17 protein-coding genes and 2 riboswitches are annotated in these 15,739 nt (G+C 48.4%); of the genes, 16 read left to right on the top strand and 1 reads right to left on the bottom strand.

Features of this window, described 5'->3' with window-relative positions; genetic code table 11:
- Positions 1-226 precede the first annotated feature (226 nt).
- From NST07_RS18420 to murB, 10 genes are all read left to right on the top strand, one after another.
- Positions 227-1,543 (top strand): hemolysin family protein, encoded by a 1,317-nt coding sequence (locus tag NST07_RS18420; RefSeq protein ID WP_341093642.1) that lies wholly within the window; start codon positions 227-229, stop codon positions 1,541-1,543.
- A 311-nt stretch (positions 1,544-1,854) separates the two neighbouring features.
- A complete protein-coding gene (locus NST07_RS18415) occupies positions 1,855-2,583 on the top strand; it encodes a thioredoxin domain-containing protein (protein WP_341093640.1) in 729 nt (242 codons plus the stop codon).
- Positions 2,583-3,014: a disulfide oxidoreductase gene (locus NST07_RS18410; RefSeq protein WP_341097689.1), complete on the top strand. Its 432-nt coding sequence runs from the start codon at positions 2,583-2,585 to the stop codon at positions 3,012-3,014. Before NST07_RS18415 ends, NST07_RS18410 begins: the two co-directional genes overlap by 1 nt.
- A gap of 227 nt (positions 3,015-3,241) precedes the next feature.
- Positions 3,242-3,401: riboswitch (cyclic di-AMP (ydaO/yuaA leader) on the top strand.
- Between the two features lie 125 nt (positions 3,402-3,526).
- Positions 3,527-5,344: an APC family permease gene (locus NST07_RS18405; RefSeq protein WP_341380379.1), complete on the top strand. Its 1,818-nt coding sequence runs from the start codon at positions 3,527-3,529 to the stop codon at positions 5,342-5,344.
- 174 nt (positions 5,345-5,518) lie between these two features.
- Positions 5,519-6,550 carry an iron-hydroxamate ABC transporter substrate-binding protein gene (locus tag NST07_RS18400; protein ID WP_341378807.1) on the top strand — a complete coding sequence of 344 codons (1,032 nt, stop codon included), beginning with the start codon at positions 5,519-5,521 and terminating at the stop codon, positions 6,548-6,550.
- Between the two features lie 225 nt (positions 6,551-6,775).
- Positions 6,776-7,837: an iron ABC transporter permease gene (locus tag NST07_RS18395; protein WP_342479923.1), complete on the top strand. Its 1,062-nt coding sequence runs from the start codon at positions 6,776-6,778 to the stop codon at positions 7,835-7,837.
- Positions 7,834-8,868 (top strand): iron ABC transporter permease, encoded by a 1,035-nt coding sequence (locus NST07_RS18390; protein WP_342479922.1) that lies wholly within the window; start codon positions 7,834-7,836, stop codon positions 8,866-8,868. Before NST07_RS18395 ends, NST07_RS18390 begins: the two co-directional genes overlap by 4 nt.
- 117 nt (positions 8,869-8,985) lie before the next feature.
- Positions 8,986-9,792 carry an ABC transporter ATP-binding protein gene (locus tag NST07_RS18385; protein ID WP_038592689.1) on the top strand — a complete coding sequence of 269 codons (807 nt, stop codon included), beginning with the start codon at positions 8,986-8,988 and terminating at the stop codon, positions 9,790-9,792.
- Between the two features lie 44 nt (positions 9,793-9,836).
- Positions 9,837-10,646 (top strand): (2Fe-2S)-binding protein, encoded by an 810-nt coding sequence (locus NST07_RS18380; protein WP_341093633.1) that lies wholly within the window; start codon positions 9,837-9,839, stop codon positions 10,644-10,646.
- Positions 10,647-10,832: 186 nt separating this feature from the next.
- A complete protein-coding gene (murB, locus tag NST07_RS18375) occupies positions 10,833-11,744 on the top strand; it encodes a UDP-N-acetylmuramate dehydrogenase (protein WP_341378803.1) in 912 nt (303 codons plus the stop codon).
- Between the two features lie 83 nt (positions 11,745-11,827).
- Here the strand turns inward: murB and NST07_RS18370 are convergent, their stop codons facing one another.
- Positions 11,828-12,163, bottom strand: a complete 336-nt coding sequence (locus NST07_RS18370) for a hypothetical protein (protein WP_342479921.1) — start codon at positions 12,161-12,163, stop codon at positions 11,828-11,830.
- Positions 12,164-12,326: 163 nt separating this feature from the next.
- On the opposite strand from NST07_RS18370, the gene NST07_RS18365 reads away from it, so the two are divergent.
- From NST07_RS18365 to queE, 6 genes are all read left to right on the top strand, one after another.
- Complete coding sequence (locus NST07_RS18365) at positions 12,327-12,539, top strand: ATP-binding cassette domain-containing protein (protein ID WP_341093628.1); 213 nt, start codon at positions 12,327-12,329, stop codon at positions 12,537-12,539.
- Between the two features lie 152 nt (positions 12,540-12,691).
- Positions 12,692-12,934, top strand: coding sequence for a hypothetical protein (locus NST07_RS18360; RefSeq protein WP_341093626.1), 243 nt, complete (start codon positions 12,692-12,694; stop codon positions 12,932-12,934).
- A gap of 131 nt (positions 12,935-13,065) precedes the next feature.
- A riboswitch (PreQ1 riboswitch) is annotated at positions 13,066-13,109 on the top strand.
- A 172-nt stretch (positions 13,110-13,281) separates the two neighbouring features.
- The gene (queF, locus tag NST07_RS18355) at positions 13,282-13,782 is read left to right on the top strand and encodes a preQ(1) synthase (RefSeq protein ID WP_341093623.1); all 501 of its coding nucleotides are present in this window, start codon (positions 13,282-13,284) and stop codon (positions 13,780-13,782) included.
- Positions 13,783-13,812: 30 nt separating this feature from the next.
- Positions 13,813-14,475, top strand: coding sequence for a 7-cyano-7-deazaguanine synthase QueC (queC, locus tag NST07_RS18350; RefSeq protein ID WP_341093621.1), 663 nt, complete (start codon positions 13,813-13,815; stop codon positions 14,473-14,475).
- Positions 14,475-14,957 (top strand): 6-carboxytetrahydropterin synthase, encoded by a 483-nt coding sequence (locus NST07_RS18345; RefSeq protein WP_341093619.1) that lies wholly within the window; start codon positions 14,475-14,477, stop codon positions 14,955-14,957. The genes queC and NST07_RS18345 overlap by 1 nt, the downstream gene beginning before the upstream one ends.
- Positions 14,950-15,672: a 7-carboxy-7-deazaguanine synthase QueE gene (gene queE, locus NST07_RS18340; protein WP_341093617.1), complete on the top strand. Its 723-nt coding sequence runs from the start codon at positions 14,950-14,952 to the stop codon at positions 15,670-15,672. Before NST07_RS18345 ends, queE begins: the two co-directional genes overlap by 8 nt.
- The last annotated feature ends 67 nt before the right edge of the window (positions 15,673-15,739 follow it).

Genomic DNA, 15,739 nt, shown 5'->3' with positions numbered 1-15,739 from the left:
AAGGAAAACTAGATCATATTTTTACTCCGGTTTACACCTGTTTTTATGGAGTGAGTAATAATATAATAATGTATATATTTATAATCCGTGATTCTAGTCAGGAGTTGAAGGCATTGGGAAATTGAAACTGAAAGGAACGTTTGGCGTTTCACTAGCTAACATTTTGAAAAATCGAAGGAGGTGGGCCTATCCACCTGATACGAAGAACGGTGGATAGGAGTATAAATTGAGCGACCCTTTACCCGGTATATTACATGTAGGTCTTATTCTTTTGCTTGTGCTGTTTAATGGCTTTTTTGTTTCGGTTGAATATGCGATGGTCAAGGTACGAAGCGGCCGCATTGAAGCACTGATTGAGGAGGGCAGTAAAAGAGCACCCGCAGCAAGAAAGATTGTCCACAATCTAGATGCTTATCTGTCCGCCTGCCAGCTTGGCATTACGCTTGCCTCGCTCGCACTCGGCTGGCTGGGTGAACCGGCTATAGCTACGATTGTGGGACCGCTTGTAACAAGCCTAGGCTTCGGTGAAACAACCGTATATGTGATCTCCCTCATTATTGCCTTTATGTTCATCACGGTGCTGCATATTGTACTAGGCGAGCTGGCACCCAAGACGATTGCGGTGAACAAAGCGGAGAAGGTGCTTCTGCTAACGGCCGGTGCGATGAACGTCTTTTACAGGATCATGTATCCATTTATCTGGCTCGTCAATGGGTTAGCAGGCGGACTGCTGCGTTTCTTCCGTCTGGCACCGGCCTCAGAGCTGGCCACTGCGCATACAGAGGAAGAAATCCGCATCCTCATGCAGGAGAGCAACAAGAGCGGGCTGATCGACAATACAGAAATGACTTTGGTGGACAATATCTTTGAATTTGCCGATACGATGGCCAGAGAGATTATGATCCCCCGAACCGAAATGATCTGTCTAAACAGTCATCTGTCGGCAGAAGAGAACCTTGAGATTGCCTTTGACGGAATGAGAACACGTTATCCGGTTTGTGATGGCGATAAGGACCATATTCTTGGCTTTATCCACATTAAGGATCTCATCCGGGATCAGGCGCCGAAGTACAATGAATTGATTCGTCCGATTCTTACCGTTCCAGAGTCCATTCAGATCAGTGCACTCCTGAAGGTGATGCAGCGGGCGAAGACTCAAATCGCCATTCTGATTGACGAATACGGCGGTACGTCAGGTATGGTTACGCTTGAGGATATTATGGAGGAGATTGTCGGAGAAATTCAGGATGAGTTCGATGAAGAGCGTCCCGGTGTTGAGCAACTGGGGGAGGATGAGTTTTCCATAGACGGCCTCATGCTGATTGAAGAGATCAACGACTCACTGGGGCTTCATATGGAGACGGAAGACTATGATACTATAGGCGGATGGCTATACTCCAAGTTAGAAGTCAATCCGCCGCAAAAAGGGCAAACCGTTGAATTCGACGGCCATCTGTTCGTGGTAGAGGAAACCGAGAATAAGCGGATTTCCCGGATTAAGCTATTGAAGCTGCAGTTTTTGACGGAGGAAGCTGGAGCATAAACTTATTAAGCATTACACACAAAAGGCACTAGCGCAGAATAAGCGCAGTGCCTTTTGTGTGTAATTGTACTTATCTATCCGAGAAAGGAAGGTCCAAATGCTAAATCATCAGAATAATTATAATGATCTGCTGGTCCTCTTTTCCATTGCGATAGCATTTCTATCCTGTGAGGAAGTTTACCTTTTATAATATTGATGGTGTGAGCTGAAGTTTGCTATGGAAGTTTGCCAAAGAGAGAACTTTAATTATATAATTTTAAATTATATGACTTTCATTACCCGGGTCCTGAGTGGACGGAAAGGAACTCTCTTTGAGCAAAAACAAACGAAACAGTGCCGCGGCTCCCCAACAGAGCAAGCAGGAGAAACGCAGGGCAGAACAGGAAAAGCAGAAGCAAAAAACCAAAATACTGATCTTCAGCACTGTAGCAGCAGTTATCATTATCTTTGTCGCTCTTATCATGCTGATTCCAAAAGCGAACTCTGACTTTAATTACAGCGAGATGCACAGACTTGGAAAAGAGGATGCTCCAGTCAAAATTGTTGAATTCGGGGATTATAAATGTCCGGCGTGTTCAGACTTTACCGGTACCATCAAACCTCAGCTTGTTGAAAAATACGTAACTCCGGGCAAAGCGGCCTTTTACTTCGTAAATATGGCCTTTATCGGACCGGATTCCGAAACAGCTTCATTAGCAGCTTTGTCTGTCTATCATCAGAACAGTGAAGCTTTCTGGACCTATTCTGACGCAATCTATGCTAATCAGGGCGAGGAGAGCGAAGAGTGGGCGACCGCTGATTTCCTGGTAAGCCTGGCGCAGAAGGAGAACCTGCCGATAGATTTTGACCTCTTGCGTAAAGACATTGAGGAACGCACCTATGAAAGTGAACTACAGAGAGATATGAAGTTAGCCGATGACAGCAAAGTGACCTCTACTCCTACTGTATTTGTTAATGGAGTGAAAGTAGACAAGGCCTTTGATATCGAAGCTATCGACTCACAGGTGCAAATCGCCCTTGATTCGGCGGATGCCAAATGATGAAATTCTCTACCTTCTGCAGACGCCACTGCCTATATCTGGCCTGGTTTGTTTCGGTAATTGCTGTAGCAGGAAGCTTGTATCTTAGTGAAGTGCTGCATTATGAACCCTGCAGGCTGTGCTGGTTCCAGCGTATCTTTATGTATCCTCAGCTGATTCTGCTCGGAATTGCCACATACCGGGGAGATAAACGCATCATTCCTTATGTGCTGCCTTTATGTCTGATAGGCGGGAGTATCTCCCTGTACCATTACGCAGAGCAGAAAATTCCTGCACTCAGTAAAATCTTGCCATGCACAATTGGTGTACCCTGCAATGAGGATTATTTGAACTTTTTAGGGTTCATTACAGTACCTCTGCTTGCGTTGATTGCTTTTGCTCTAATCGCAATTTTGCTCTGGACCGGGCGCCAAGAAGAGCCAGCTGAATAAGAAAAGGCTAAGCAGAATTTAGAGCATAAATATTCCCTAAATTTTTGTCACAATTAACATCCAAAACACTCAAAAATCACGGAACGCTGGGATAATGAAAGAGAATGAAAGATCCACTTATCCCGGGTCTTGGATTTGAGCTTTTTGGATGTTTTTTCATTCTTTTTTCATTTTTTTCACCGCTTTACTGAAAAGCTATTGTAGACTATCATTAGTCCTTGTGAGAAGTTGAATATGCGCTGAATTTTCCGCAAGGAAAAACGGGGGAACCAAATTTGGCGGCAACGTCAATGGGGTGAATCGGAGGCAGGTCAATTTGACCGGAACCGTAGGGCTACCACAGCCCGAATCCGCCAGCTAACCTCGTAAGCAAGGGTGGGATAATGAGCATGCGTAAGCATGCGGATCATTTCCGTATGCTTATTTTTGTGCCTGCATTTATGAAACCTGCCAATGAAAACGGCGCGCGGTATTACCGTTTCAACTCAACAAAGAGAGGAACTGTTACTACAATGGTAAGCAAGGTAAAACGACTATTGATCGGGCGTCCGATGAAGTCGAACGAACTCGATCATGAAAAGTTATCCAAGGTGAAAGCACTGGCTGTTCTGTCTTCCGATGCACTCTCGTCTGTGGCCTACGGAACGGAGCAAATTCTCATTGTACTGGTGGCCGCGGGCTTCACCGCCATCTGGTATTCATTGCCGATTGCATTAGCCGTATTGGGCCTGCTGGCCATCCTTATTTTTTCCTATCGCCAGACTATCTTTGCCTATCCGCAAGGCGGCGGAGCGTATATCGTGGCAAAAAGCAATCTCGGCGTTCCTACCGGCCTATTGGCTGGCGGCTCTTTATTAGTAGATTACATTCTTACAGTTGCAGTTAGTGCTTCGGCGGGAACGGATGCGATCACATCGGCCTTTCCGAGTCTTCATAATCATACTGTCCTTATTGCAGTCTCCGTCATTCTGATCTTGACGATTATCAATCTCCGCGGGGTGACGGAGTCCGCTTCATTTATTGCCATTCCGGTGTATCTGTTCGTGGTCTCTATCTTTGTACTCATCATTGCCGGGGTGTACAAATATATTACAGGCGGGGCTCATGCCGAAATCCCGGAGATCGGTTCCGCCGTTTCCAACGTCAGTCTGTTCCTATTGCTCAAAGCCTTCAGTTCCGGTTGTTCGGCACTCACCGGGGTAGAGGCGGTATCGAATGCCATTCCGAACTTCAAAGCTCCAGCGGAAAAAAACGCCGCCAAAACCTTGATGCTGATGGGAGGCATCCTCGGTTTGATGTTCACCGGCATTACGCTGCTGGCATACTGGTATGGGATTACTCCTAATGAGAAATCCACCGTCGTGTCGCAAATTGCCGAATCTACGTTTGGCCGGGGCGGTTTGTACTTTTTCATCCAAGGGATAACGGCCGTCATCTTGTTCCTGGCGGCGAATACAGCTTACTCGGCGTTTCCGCTGCTCGCGTTCATGTTTGCCAAAGATAAATATTTGCCTCATGCCTTCATGGTCCGGGGAGACCGCCTGGGCTTCTCTAATGGTATTATCTTTCTCGGAGTATTGTCGGCTGTGCTTGTAGCTGCTTTCCACGGAAATACAGAAGGGCTGATTCCGCTGTATGCAGTCGGCGTATTTATCCCTTTTACGCTGTCGCAGCTTGGCATGATGGTGCACTGGTTCAAAACGAAGCCGAAAGGCTGGCAGAATAAATTTGTAGTCAATACAATCGGTATGCTGACCACCCTGACGATTACGCTTATCTTTATCATCACTAAGTTTTCCAGCGTGTGGATGGCCTTCATCTTCCTGCCGGTTGTCATGTTCGTATTCCACCGCATTCATAGTCATTATATGAATATAGCCGATCAGCTTCGCATTTGTCCTGCTACGGATAAACCGCTGATTAAAGGAAGTACCGTTGTTGTTCCGGTTGCGGGTGTGACACGCGCTGTGCTGCATTCGATCAGTTATGCGAAGTCATTAACAGATAATGTGGTGGCAGTCTACGTTGGTTTTGATGAAGAGGAAATTCACAAGATGGAGCAAAAATGGGAGGAATGGAACCCGGGTGTACGCCTGATTGTACTTCGTTCCCGTTACCGCAGCATTATCCGCCCACTGGTGAAATTTATCGATACCGTAGAGTGGAAGACCGCTTCTACAGATCATATTACCGTATTGATTCCACAGTTCATTACCAAACATTGGTGGCAGGCGATCCTGCATAATCAGACCAGCTTGTTCATTCGCTCTTATCTAATGAATCAAAAAGATATAGTTGTATCAACAGTACCCTATCATTTGCACAAATAGGCAGTTAAATATGGTTAGCAGAGGTTGTTTCCGTAGCTTGCGGAGGCAACCTTTTTTTATAGAACGAATAATTTTGTTGACAGGGATAATGAGAATCAATATCATTTAAAAAGTAAGGCGAAGGTCTCGGACACCTTTGACCATTAATGCATGTGCATACAGGAGGGGTATTTAATGTTTTCGATGAACAATAAGAGATCAGGCAGCATGAAGCTCGCATTGATCGGATGTATGGCTATGACTTTGTTCTTGTCCGCTTGCGGCAATGGCAATAATGAGAAAGCTGCAAATTCCGGAACGGAAGCTACCGCCGCACCTACGGCTACGGCTGAATCAACGGCAGCGCCAACGGAAACAACGGCACCGGCCACAGAGAAAACGGTGACAGACGCCATGGGACATAAAGTCACAGTACCAGCGAATCCGCAGCGCGTCCTTGCTTCTTACATGGAAGACTACCTGGTAACACTGGGCGTTACCCCGGTAGCGCAGTGGTCCGTGACAAACGGAACCCAGGAATATCTGATTGCTGAGCTTAAAGATGTGCCAACCATCAGCTATGATCTTCCGCTGGAGGCTGTGACCAGCTTTGCACCGGATTTCCACATTGTGCAGTCTGAGTCGAGTGTGCAGAACGGTCTGTATGACCAGTTGAACAAAATCGCACCTACTTATGTCCTTGGTGACAAGATTAGCAAAGACTGGCGCAAATCGCTGCTCAAAATCGGTGAGCTCCTGAACAAGAGCACTGAGGCTGAACAAGCCATTGCAGACTACGATCTAAAAGCAGCAGATGCAAAAGCCAAAATCAGCAGCTCCATTGGTGATGATTCGGTCGCCATTCTGTGGCTGGTGTCGAAGAACTTCTTTATAGTAGATGAAACACGCAGCAGTGGTGCTGTATTGTACGGGGATCTGGGTTTGAAGCAACCCAACCTGGTTACTGATATCCCTGCGGCATCCAGAGCGACCTGGAATCCGATCACGCTGGAGAAATTGGCTGAACTGACCGCAGATCATATCTTCCTGGTGAACAGTGACAAGACCGAAGCCTCTGACATTCTTAACGGTGCAATCTGGAAGGGTATCCCTGCGGTTAAGGCTGGAAAAGTTCATGAACTTAGCGCGGACAGCAGCTGGTTGTACAGCGGAGCCATTGCCAACTCCAAAACCATTGATGATGTCTTGAGTTTTCTCGTGAAATAATCAGCCTTAACTGTGTGTAGAGAGAACTCTTCAGCGGTGGAGGGATGTGCAGGTTCTTGTATCTTGAGATACAATGGCCTGCACCTTTTTTTAGGACATTGACTTAATCGTTCACAGTGAAAGTGCGAGCTGTGAAAGCTTGTACATAATTCAGATATTTGCGATAATGAGAATGATATTTGTTCTCATTAAAACATTGAACTCATCCTATTAAGGGGAAAACTTATGGTGTCATCCACACGTTCTATAGCTGACAATACAAATTCGTCAAGAGATCAACCGCTGAAGACAAGGCCGGTTGCTGCGGTAGTTATTTTGATTTTGGGCCTTGCCGCTGTCGTCTTTGGTCTGGCACTTTCCGTTTCTGTAGGTGCCGCGGATATTAGACTGGCGACGGTATGGGAGGCAGTCTTCCGGTTTAATCCGGAGCTGCAGCAGCATCAGATTATTCGGGAACTGCGGATTCCCCGTGCTTTGGCGGGAGCGCTGGTTGGTGCTTGTTTCGCCGTCGCAGGAGCAATCATGCAGGGCATGACCCGCAATCCGCTGGCAGATTCCGGCTTACTGGGTCTGAATGCCGGTGCTAGTGCAGGATTGGCGTTAGCTTTTGCTTTTGCGCCATCTGCTTCCTTTCTCTACATTATGCTGTACTGCTTCATCGGCGCTGCAGCGGCAGCCATTCTTGTGTTCGGGATTGGCTCACTCTCCCATAGCGGTTTAACCCCGCTGCGTCTGACTCTTGCCGGAGCCGCCGTAAGTGCTATGCTGCTGGCGGTAAGCCAGGGAATCGCGATTCTGTTTCATTTGTCCCAGGATATTGCCTTCTGGATGGCAGGCGGGATCGGCGGGACGAATTGGACACAGCTTCGTATTTTGTTTCCCTGGATTGCGGCAGCTCTGATAGGATCTCTGCTGATCTCCCGATCCATTACTCTCCTTAGTCTCGGACGCGATGTAGCGGCGGGACTTGGACAGCGGACCGGGCTAGTGCAAACAGCCGGGATTATTATTGTAGTGATTCTCGCCGGTTCCGCGGTTTCGACGGTTGGACCGATTGCTTTTGTGGGGCTGATCATCCCCCATATTACACGTTATCTGGTTGGTGTCGATTACCGCTGGATTATTCCCTGCTCTGCAGTACTCGGCAGTCTACTGATTGTATTTGCTGATATTGCAGCCAGAATGATTAACGCGCCTTATGAAACACCGCTAGGTGCTTTAATCGCAGTGATCGGCGTGCCGTTCTTTATTTACTTGGCTAGTAGACGGAAGGGGGAGCTGTCATGAGCAGAGCTCTGCACTCACCCACCGGGAAACAACGCCGTATCCGGGAAGCAGCCATATTAACCTCACTTGCGGTTCTTATCGTGGTCATCTTTGTTGTCAGTATGAACACCGGGTTGATGCGATTATCACCGCTGGATGTCTTACACACAGTCCTTGGAGAGGGATCGCAGCAGCAAAAGCTGATTCTCTTTGATTTCCGGCTGCCGCGCATAGTGATCTCGCTGCTTGTCGGCACAGGGTTTGCGGTTTCCGGCTGCATTCTGCAAAGCTTGTCGCGCAATGCGCTGGCAGAGCCTTCCACACTGGGGATTAATGCCGGTGCCGGGTTTGCGGTGATTATCTTTATCTCATTTGTTCCGGCAACCTCGGCAGCTCCAATCTTTGTTCTTCCGCTGCTGGCGCTGGCCGGAGCAAGTCTTACGGCTGCACTTATTTATCTCCTGTCTTTCCGGCGCGAGGATGGCCTCTCGCCGACAAGAATGATACTTATCGGGATCGCTGTAGGTGCGGGCATCTATGCTTTCCAATTGATCCTGTCGTTAAGGCTGGATCCGCAGAATTATCAGTTTGTGGCGATCTGGATGGCCGGTAAAATCTGGGGCGGCGACTGGAGATTTGTGCTTGCGCTGACACCATGGATAGCCATTTTGCTGCCATTTGCGTTCTACAAAGCCCGGGTGCTGAATGTACTTAACCTCGGGGACCAAACCTCGGCCGGGCTGGGCATGCCGGTGGAGAAGGAACGCATTCTGCTGCTGGCCGCCGCAGTTGCGCTGTCTGGCTCCTGTGTCGCCGTAAGCGGCGGCATAGGCTTTGTGGGGCTGATTGCGCCCCATCTCGCCCGCAGGCTCGTTGGACCGAAGCATCAGGTGCTGCTGCCTGCCTGTGCCTTAATCGGCGCGTTGTTGCTGCTTACCGCGGATACTATCGGCCGCTGGATTCTGCAGCCGGCTGAAATACCGACAGGTATTGTAGTTGCGCTGATCGGCGCTCCCTACTTCCTATATTTACTGGCCAAATCAAAGGCCTGATTATCTAAAGGAGCAAAATGCTCCATAAAACTAAGCGGATGCTTACGAAGTCAGTTTTATTACATTGCTAATCCAAAAGGAGCTCATGCTCCATAAAACTTTCAAGGAGTGAAGATCATGTCGGAACGTTTGAATACAGAACAGCTGAGTATTGGTTATGCGGAGGCTACGATTGTTAAAGGTTTGAACCTGTCTCTCCCAACAGGAAAGATCACAGCGCTGGTAGGAGCGAACGGCTCCGGGAAATCCACGATTCTTAAGACGATGGCACGGATTATGAAGCCTAAGAGCGGCAATGTTATGCTCGACGGTAAATCGATTCATACCCTATCTACTAAAGAAGTGGCTCGTCAACTGGCCATTCTGCCGCAAAACCCGACGGCTCCGGACGGACTGACTGTATCCGAACTGGTTGGATACGGGCGTTACCCGCATCAGAAAGGCTTCGGCACTATGACCCCTGAAGACCGTGCGATTATCGCCAATGCGATTTCCGTTACCGGGATGGAAGAGTTCCATGATCGTCCAATCGACCGCCTCTCCGGCGGACAGCGCCAGCGTGCCTGGATTGCCATGGCCTTGGCGCAACAGACAGATATCCTGTTCCTTGACGAGCCGACGACGTTCCTTGACATGGCTCACCAGCTGGAAGTACTACAGCTGCTGCAGAAGCTGAACCAGGAAGAGGGCCGCACAATCATTATGGTGGTGCATGATTTGAACCATGCCTCCCGTTACGCGCAGCATATGGTAGCGATCAAGTCGGGCACCGTAATCAGCGAAGGGAACCCGATGGAGGTTATGACACCAGATGTGCTTCGCAAAGTATTCGGAATCGAATGTGATATCGTTCCCGATCCGCGTACAGGTGTACCTTTATGCCTTCCTTACGAGCTTGCTGCTTATAAAGCTGTCGGCATGTAATTGACAATTGAAGGATTAGCTAGGGGAATTAAGGAGGAAACCGAATGAATGAGGCACAGATAAAGGACATAGGCAGCAAATTTGATCTTTATCCATCTCCCCCAGAGGAGGCGAGATATTCATTTACAGCGCAGGATTTGATCAATGTAGAGGGTATGAGAGCATTTATGGACTGCTACAGACCGCTGATGAAGGCACTGGACGATAAGGCTGTGGCTGCATACTTCGGCGGCTGGTTCTCTAGCGTGGCGCTGGCAGTACAATATTCGGTCTCGTTATATTCCAATGTGCCGGCGATCAACTTATCTAATTTGCGCATTCATCTCATTCCGGCGAGCGGGTATTGCCGTATTGCCTTCTCTTTGAATTCCTGGGTGATAGAGCCAGCGCCTGCTGACGAACAGGGTCGGGTTACTTGGCGTAATAAAGTGTTTACAGAGTTCTACAGGAACACAGCAAGCCCGCTGCTGCGTACAATGTCTGCCGCCAGCGGTTTGAGACTGGGGGAGATCTGGGGTCAGCTCCCGTCTAAGTTCAACTACTACATTGAAATGCTTGCAGCAGGCAACAGCAATAAGGAATTTCTGATTCACGTGAAGGACGACTACAGTTATCTGAGGAAAGGCCTGGCTGCGGATGTGTTCCAGCTTCCCAGAAATCCATTTGATGTAGAGGTACGTAAGATTGAATCCCTTGCCGATCCAGAGCAGAGGGTACACATGCGTAACCGCTGCTGTCTGTATTATCGAACCGAAGGTGGAAGTGTCTGCTATACCTGCCCCCGTCTTAAAGAAGAGGAACGAGCCGCACGTAGAGCCGAATACCGTATTCAAGCTGCGTCGTCACAGGTTTAGGATATAACTGTAAGAATTGTTTCATACTTAAAATAGCAGGCATACCACAGCAGGCTCCCGTCATTGACAAGGGAGCCTGTTCGTTGTTAAAGTTGTGGTTGCCATAGTTCAAAGTAAAGCTGAATCAACATAAACATTATAGAAGGTAAGATTTATTATTTTCATAGCGTAAAAGGAGCATGAAGGATGAATATCAGCAAAATTCAAGAGGATCTGCAGCAACTGGCTCCAGCCGGTACGGTAAAAAGCCATGAAGTGCTTAAGGATTATGTATTCACCCAAATGGGCGGCTGTGCAGATATACTGGCTGAACCTGCCACTTATGAGGAAATTCAAAATATTGTTACATATGCCCGGAAGAATGATATTCCTCTTACAGTACTGGGAAATGGTTCAAATGTAATTATCCGTGACGGTGGAATCCGCGGGATCGTCCTGCAGACCTCAGGCTTAAGCGGTATGGGAATTCATGGAGATCTTCTGTACGCCCAGTGCGGTGCCAAGATCATTGATGTATCCAGGTATGCCCTGGAGCAGGAACTGGCAGGTCTTGAGTTTGCCTGCGGCATCCCCGGAACAGTTGGCGGTGCTCTCTATATGAATGCTGGCGCGTATGGAGGCGAAGTTAAGGATGTGCTGCAAAGTGCGCTTGCCATCAATAAGGCAGGGCAGCTGGTCACCCTGCAAGGGGATGAGTTTCAGTGGGGATACAGACAAAGTGTCTTTGCGAGCGGTGAATATATCGTGCTGGAAGCCAGATTCGCGCTGATTCCGGGGGATTCTGCTTTAATTAAAGCTTCCATGGATGAACTGACCTATTTGCGTGAATCCAAGCAGCCATTGGAATATCCGTCATGCGGAAGTGTCTTTAAGCGGCCGCCGGGCCGTTATGCCGGACAGCTGATCCAGGAAAGCGGGCTTCAAGGGACCCGGATTGGCGGTGCTGAAGTATCGCGTAAACATGCCGGATTTATTGTCAACGCAGATAATGCCACTGCGAGCGATTATATCGGACTTATTCAGCATGTGCGGGCTGCAGTGAAGGATAAATTCGGAGTCGAGCTGGAGACTGAAGTAGAAATTATCGGAGAAGAATAACTTCATTTTGTTGGCCGCGGTAGCAATTACCGCGGCCTATTTTTTTGCATTAAGTTATGTGCAGTGGACTCTCAGTATTCCGATTAGCTTGTGGAGAGAGCATACTTGGCTCTGTCTGTCTGGAGTTCCGCTTTATCTTCACCAATATTATCCAAATGTAGTCCGCTGACGGCAATTTCATAACTATGCTGTGGAAGCGGCACAAGTTCACCATCACCATTCAGGGTATTGCCTGATCCTCTTAAGATAAGCGCATCATCCAGATAATTATCGATCTTATCCTCAGCGGTGCGGTACTCTACGTTTTCCAATTGAAAGTGGACTGTATCGAGATCTTCAAGCTCCTGCTTTTTGATTACAACGGTTTGGTTTGCGTGAGCATCGAGCCAATCTAGAAGCTTCTGTACCGTTTGATCCATAAGTTGATCCCATCCTTATTTAAGAGATTATAAATTCTAAGTTACCCCTTTTGTTGAAATTGAATCCATATTTCTGCAACATCTAATTAGTTCCTTGGGATATTCTCAATTTCTACGAATAAGCTTGAAGGAAAGCAAACCTTAGGCAAAGGTGGGTAGGCCATTGATTCAGCTTACGGAAGTATCGAAATCGTTTCAGGAGAAGCGGGCGGTAGACCGGCTGTCCTTTTCAGTTGGGGAAGGGGAAGTATTTGGCTTTCCAGGCCCTAAAGGGGCGGGGAAAACAACAGCCATTCGCATGATGACCGGCCTGCTTCAGCCCAGTGAAGGACAAATATTAATTAATGGCATGAATATTTCACAATATAAAAAATAAGGTTCGCGCTCAGATTGGGGTTGTCTTTGAGCTGCCAAATCTATATGTACGCAGTTCATCCGCGACAATCTTGAACCTTTTGCCGATTAATACGGTGTGTCCAAGGGTCGGGTGGATGAAGTGATTGGCAGCCTGCCGACAGAAATCCAAGGTTGGCAGCTGTCCAAAGGCTGGAAGCAGCGTGTGTTAATCGCCAGAAGCCTGCTGCGCTTGTCTTTTTCCTGCATGCTTCCGTATATCAGGCACTGCCGGACTGGACTTATCCGTTCTTCGCCGCTTTGCCAAGCATTGAAATCGTGGAAAATTTAAATCGTATTCTAAACGGTGATGGCCTGCTACTTTTCGAGAGTCTGCTGCTCCCGCTGTGGATGACCGTTCTGGTACTATGGATCTGAGAACCGGCAAAGAGTAGCAATGGCAATAAGTCTGTTAGCAGGCAAATTCTTATGGGTTGTCAATCTTCTGCCAATCATGTTATAGTTCAAGACGTTAATAATAAGCTTAAGAAGAAGTCTGCGTGTACATCGCAGGAGAGGTTCGCAAACTCCCTCTATAAAAAACTAAGACATCTTGATGCATAGGTAAAGTCTCCGGTTGAAGGGGGCTTAAGGGAGTATAGGGAGATGCCTATACTTATTTCCTGCTATGCTGCGTAATTTCTTAGTAGGGCCATGTTTTCGAAATCTCGTTCTTCTTTCCAGTTCCGGCAGTAAGCCGGGGGAAAAGAGAGGGTTTTTTTGTCATGTCAGAAGGCAGATTGAAAGAGGAAATGCAAGAGGTCACCCTGCTGGGCAATCAAGGGACGCAGTACAAATTCGGCTATGATCCGGGAATTCTCGAGGTGTTTGACAACAAACATCCCGGCCGCGATTATTTTGTGAAGTTTAATTGCCCCGAGTTCACCAGCCTGTGCCCTGTAACCGGACAGCCGGATTTCGGCGTGATGTACATTTCGTACGTTCCGGAGCAAAAGATGGTCGAGTCCAAGTCCCTGAAGCTTTATCTGTTCAGCTTCCGCAATCACGGTGACTTTCATGAAGACTGTGTCAACATTATTATGAATGACTTGATCTCGCTCATGGAGCCGCGTTACATCGAAGTATGGGGCAAATTTACCCCGCGTGGCGGAATATCCATTGATCCTTACTGCAACTGGGGGCGTCCGGGAACCAAGTATGAGGCGATGGCCGAACACCGGCTGATCAATCATGACCTATATCCAGAAAAAGTGGATAACCGATGATCCCAGACCGTGGAGAGGAGAGAGTGTGAAATGAATAAAAAAGCGCTCGTCGTATTCAGCGGCGGACAAGACAGTACAACCTGCCTCGTGTGGGCTATCCAGCACTTTGAGGAAGTTCAGGTCGTTACCTTTAACTATAACCAGCGCCATGCCGCTGAAATTGAGGTTGCCAAGGGAATTGCCGCCAAATTCAATGTGAAGCAGCATATTCTTGATTTGGGATTGCTGAATCAGCTGGCACCCAATGCTTTGACCCGTGATGATATAGAAATTGTATCCGGTGAAGGGGATGAATTGCCCAGCACCTTTGTTGATGGCCGGAACCTGCTGTTCCTGTCCTTTGCGGCAATTCTGGCGAAGCAGCTGGGATATGCCAATATCGTCACCGGCGTATGCCAGACCGATTTTAGCGGGTATCCTGACTGCCGCGATGTGTTTGTGAAATCATTGAATGTAACCCTCAATCTGTCTATGGACTATGAGTTTGTCATTCATACACCGCTGATGTGGCTGGATAAAAAAGAAACCTGGAAGATGGCCGACGAGCTGGGCCAGTTTGATTACATCCGTCAGCACACACTGACTTGCTACAACGGTATCATTGGCAGCGGCTGCGGTACCTGCCCGGCATGTTTGCTTCGCAAGCGTGGTCTTGAGCAGTATGTGGCTGAGCGAAAGAAGGTTGGCTTATAATGCTGGGCGAAGTATCGGTCTGTAAAATATTCACTTTTGACGCTGCACATCAGCTGATTGGACATAAGGGGAAATGCAGCAATCTCCACGGCCACACCTACAAGCTTGAAGTGGTCCTGAAGGGTAAACCTTCCGTGGAGGCGGGGCATTCGGACGAAGGCTTCGTGATTGATTTCAGCGATATTAAAAGCACGGTACAGCAGAGTCTGGTCGACCGGCTGGATCACGCTTTTCTGGCGATGGGTAACGAGCCTGTGCTGGATACATTGATAAATACGGGATCGAAGGTAGCGATGCTCTCCTTCCGAACGACGGTGGAGAACATGGCGTGTTATATAGCCTACAAGCTGAAGCAGGTGGCGTTGCCGTTATATTCCGTTAAGCTGTGGGAGACGCCCACTTCCTGGGCGGAAGTGCTGGCTGAGGACATTCCGGAGGATGGACCCTCCTACCGGATGCATGGGGGTTGTGACTGTGAGTAAGATTCCGGTCATAGAAATGTTCGGCCCAACCATTCAGGGGGAAGGCGCAGTTATCGGAGTGAAAACCATGTTCGTCCGTACCTATGGCTGTGACTATCGCTGTAGCTGGTGCGATTCCGCATTCACATGGGATGGTTCGGCCAAGGATAAGGTGCGGATGCTTACACCAGAGGAGATTATGGCCGAACTGCTCTCACTAGCCGGAAATAATTTTGACTGTGTAACCATCTCCGGTGGCAATCCTGCACTAATTGGTGAGGCGATGGGTACCTTCATCATGGGGTTGCACGAGCGGGGCATTCAAGCAGCAATCGAAACCCAGGGCAGCCGCTGGCAGGAATGGTTCAACGACGTGGATGTGCTGACAATCAGCCCCAAGCCGCCAAGCTCAGGTATGACGACGGATTGGGAGATCCTTGATGGCATTATGGGGAGGCTGCATGATAAAGGCAAAACTGCCCATAGCCTGAAGGTTGTTGTCTTTAACGGAGGCGATTATGAATATGCCAAAGCAGTGCATAAACGATACCCTGAGGTGCCACTGTTCCTGCAGCCGGGCAATGAGGATGTCACGGAGGAAGGTGACATTTCCGTACGTCTACTGGGTAGGCTGGAATGGCTGTTTAATCAGGTGATCGCCGATCCAGAGATGAACCGGGCACGGGTGCTCCCTCAGCTTCATGCACTCATCTGGCATAATAAGCGCGGGAAATAAAAAGGATGACAATTTCATAATGTTTGAGATGAATTTTGTGAAATCTCAAGGGGGATTCTTCAGGCAG

Origin of the sequence: Paenibacillus sp. FSL L8-0340 (assembly GCF_038593145.1) — a bacterium.
Lineage (GTDB): Bacteria > Bacillota > Bacilli > Paenibacillales > Paenibacillaceae > Paenibacillus_AQ.
Note: the sequence above shows the minus strand (reverse complement) of the source record. Positions and strands in the feature narration are given on the sequence as shown.

Coding starts and splice junctions, on each gene's coding strand:
- NST07_RS18385 (WP_038592689.1), top strand. CDS start 8,986: ATGTCGGAACGTTTGAATACAGAACAGCTGAGTATTGGTTATGCGGAG.
- murB (WP_341378803.1), top strand. CDS start 10,833: ATGAATATCAGCAAAATTCAAGAGGATCTGCAGCAACTGGCTCCAGCC.
- NST07_RS18390 (WP_342479922.1), top strand. CDS start 7,834: ATGAGCAGAGCTCTGCACTCACCCACCGGGAAACAACGCCGTATCCGG.
- NST07_RS18405 (WP_341380379.1), top strand. CDS start 3,527: ATGGTAAGCAAGGTAAAACGACTATTGATCGGGCGTCCGATGAAGTCG.
- queC (WP_341093621.1), top strand. CDS start 13,813: ATGAATAAAAAAGCGCTCGTCGTATTCAGCGGCGGACAAGACAGTACA.
- NST07_RS18370 (WP_342479921.1), bottom strand. CDS start 12,163: ATGGATCAAACGGTACAGAAGCTTCTAGATTGGCTCGATGCTCACGCA.
- NST07_RS18400 (WP_341378807.1), top strand. CDS start 5,519: ATGTTTTCGATGAACAATAAGAGATCAGGCAGCATGAAGCTCGCATTG.
- NST07_RS18380 (WP_341093633.1), top strand. CDS start 9,837: ATGAATGAGGCACAGATAAAGGACATAGGCAGCAAATTTGATCTTTAT.
- queF (WP_341093623.1), top strand. CDS start 13,282: ATGTCAGAAGGCAGATTGAAAGAGGAAATGCAAGAGGTCACCCTGCTG.
- NST07_RS18395 (WP_342479923.1), top strand. CDS start 6,776: ATGGTGTCATCCACACGTTCTATAGCTGACAATACAAATTCGTCAAGA.
- NST07_RS18410 (WP_341097689.1), top strand. CDS start 2,583: ATGAAATTCTCTACCTTCTGCAGACGCCACTGCCTATATCTGGCCTGG.
- NST07_RS18345 (WP_341093619.1), top strand. CDS start 14,475: ATGCTGGGCGAAGTATCGGTCTGTAAAATATTCACTTTTGACGCTGCA.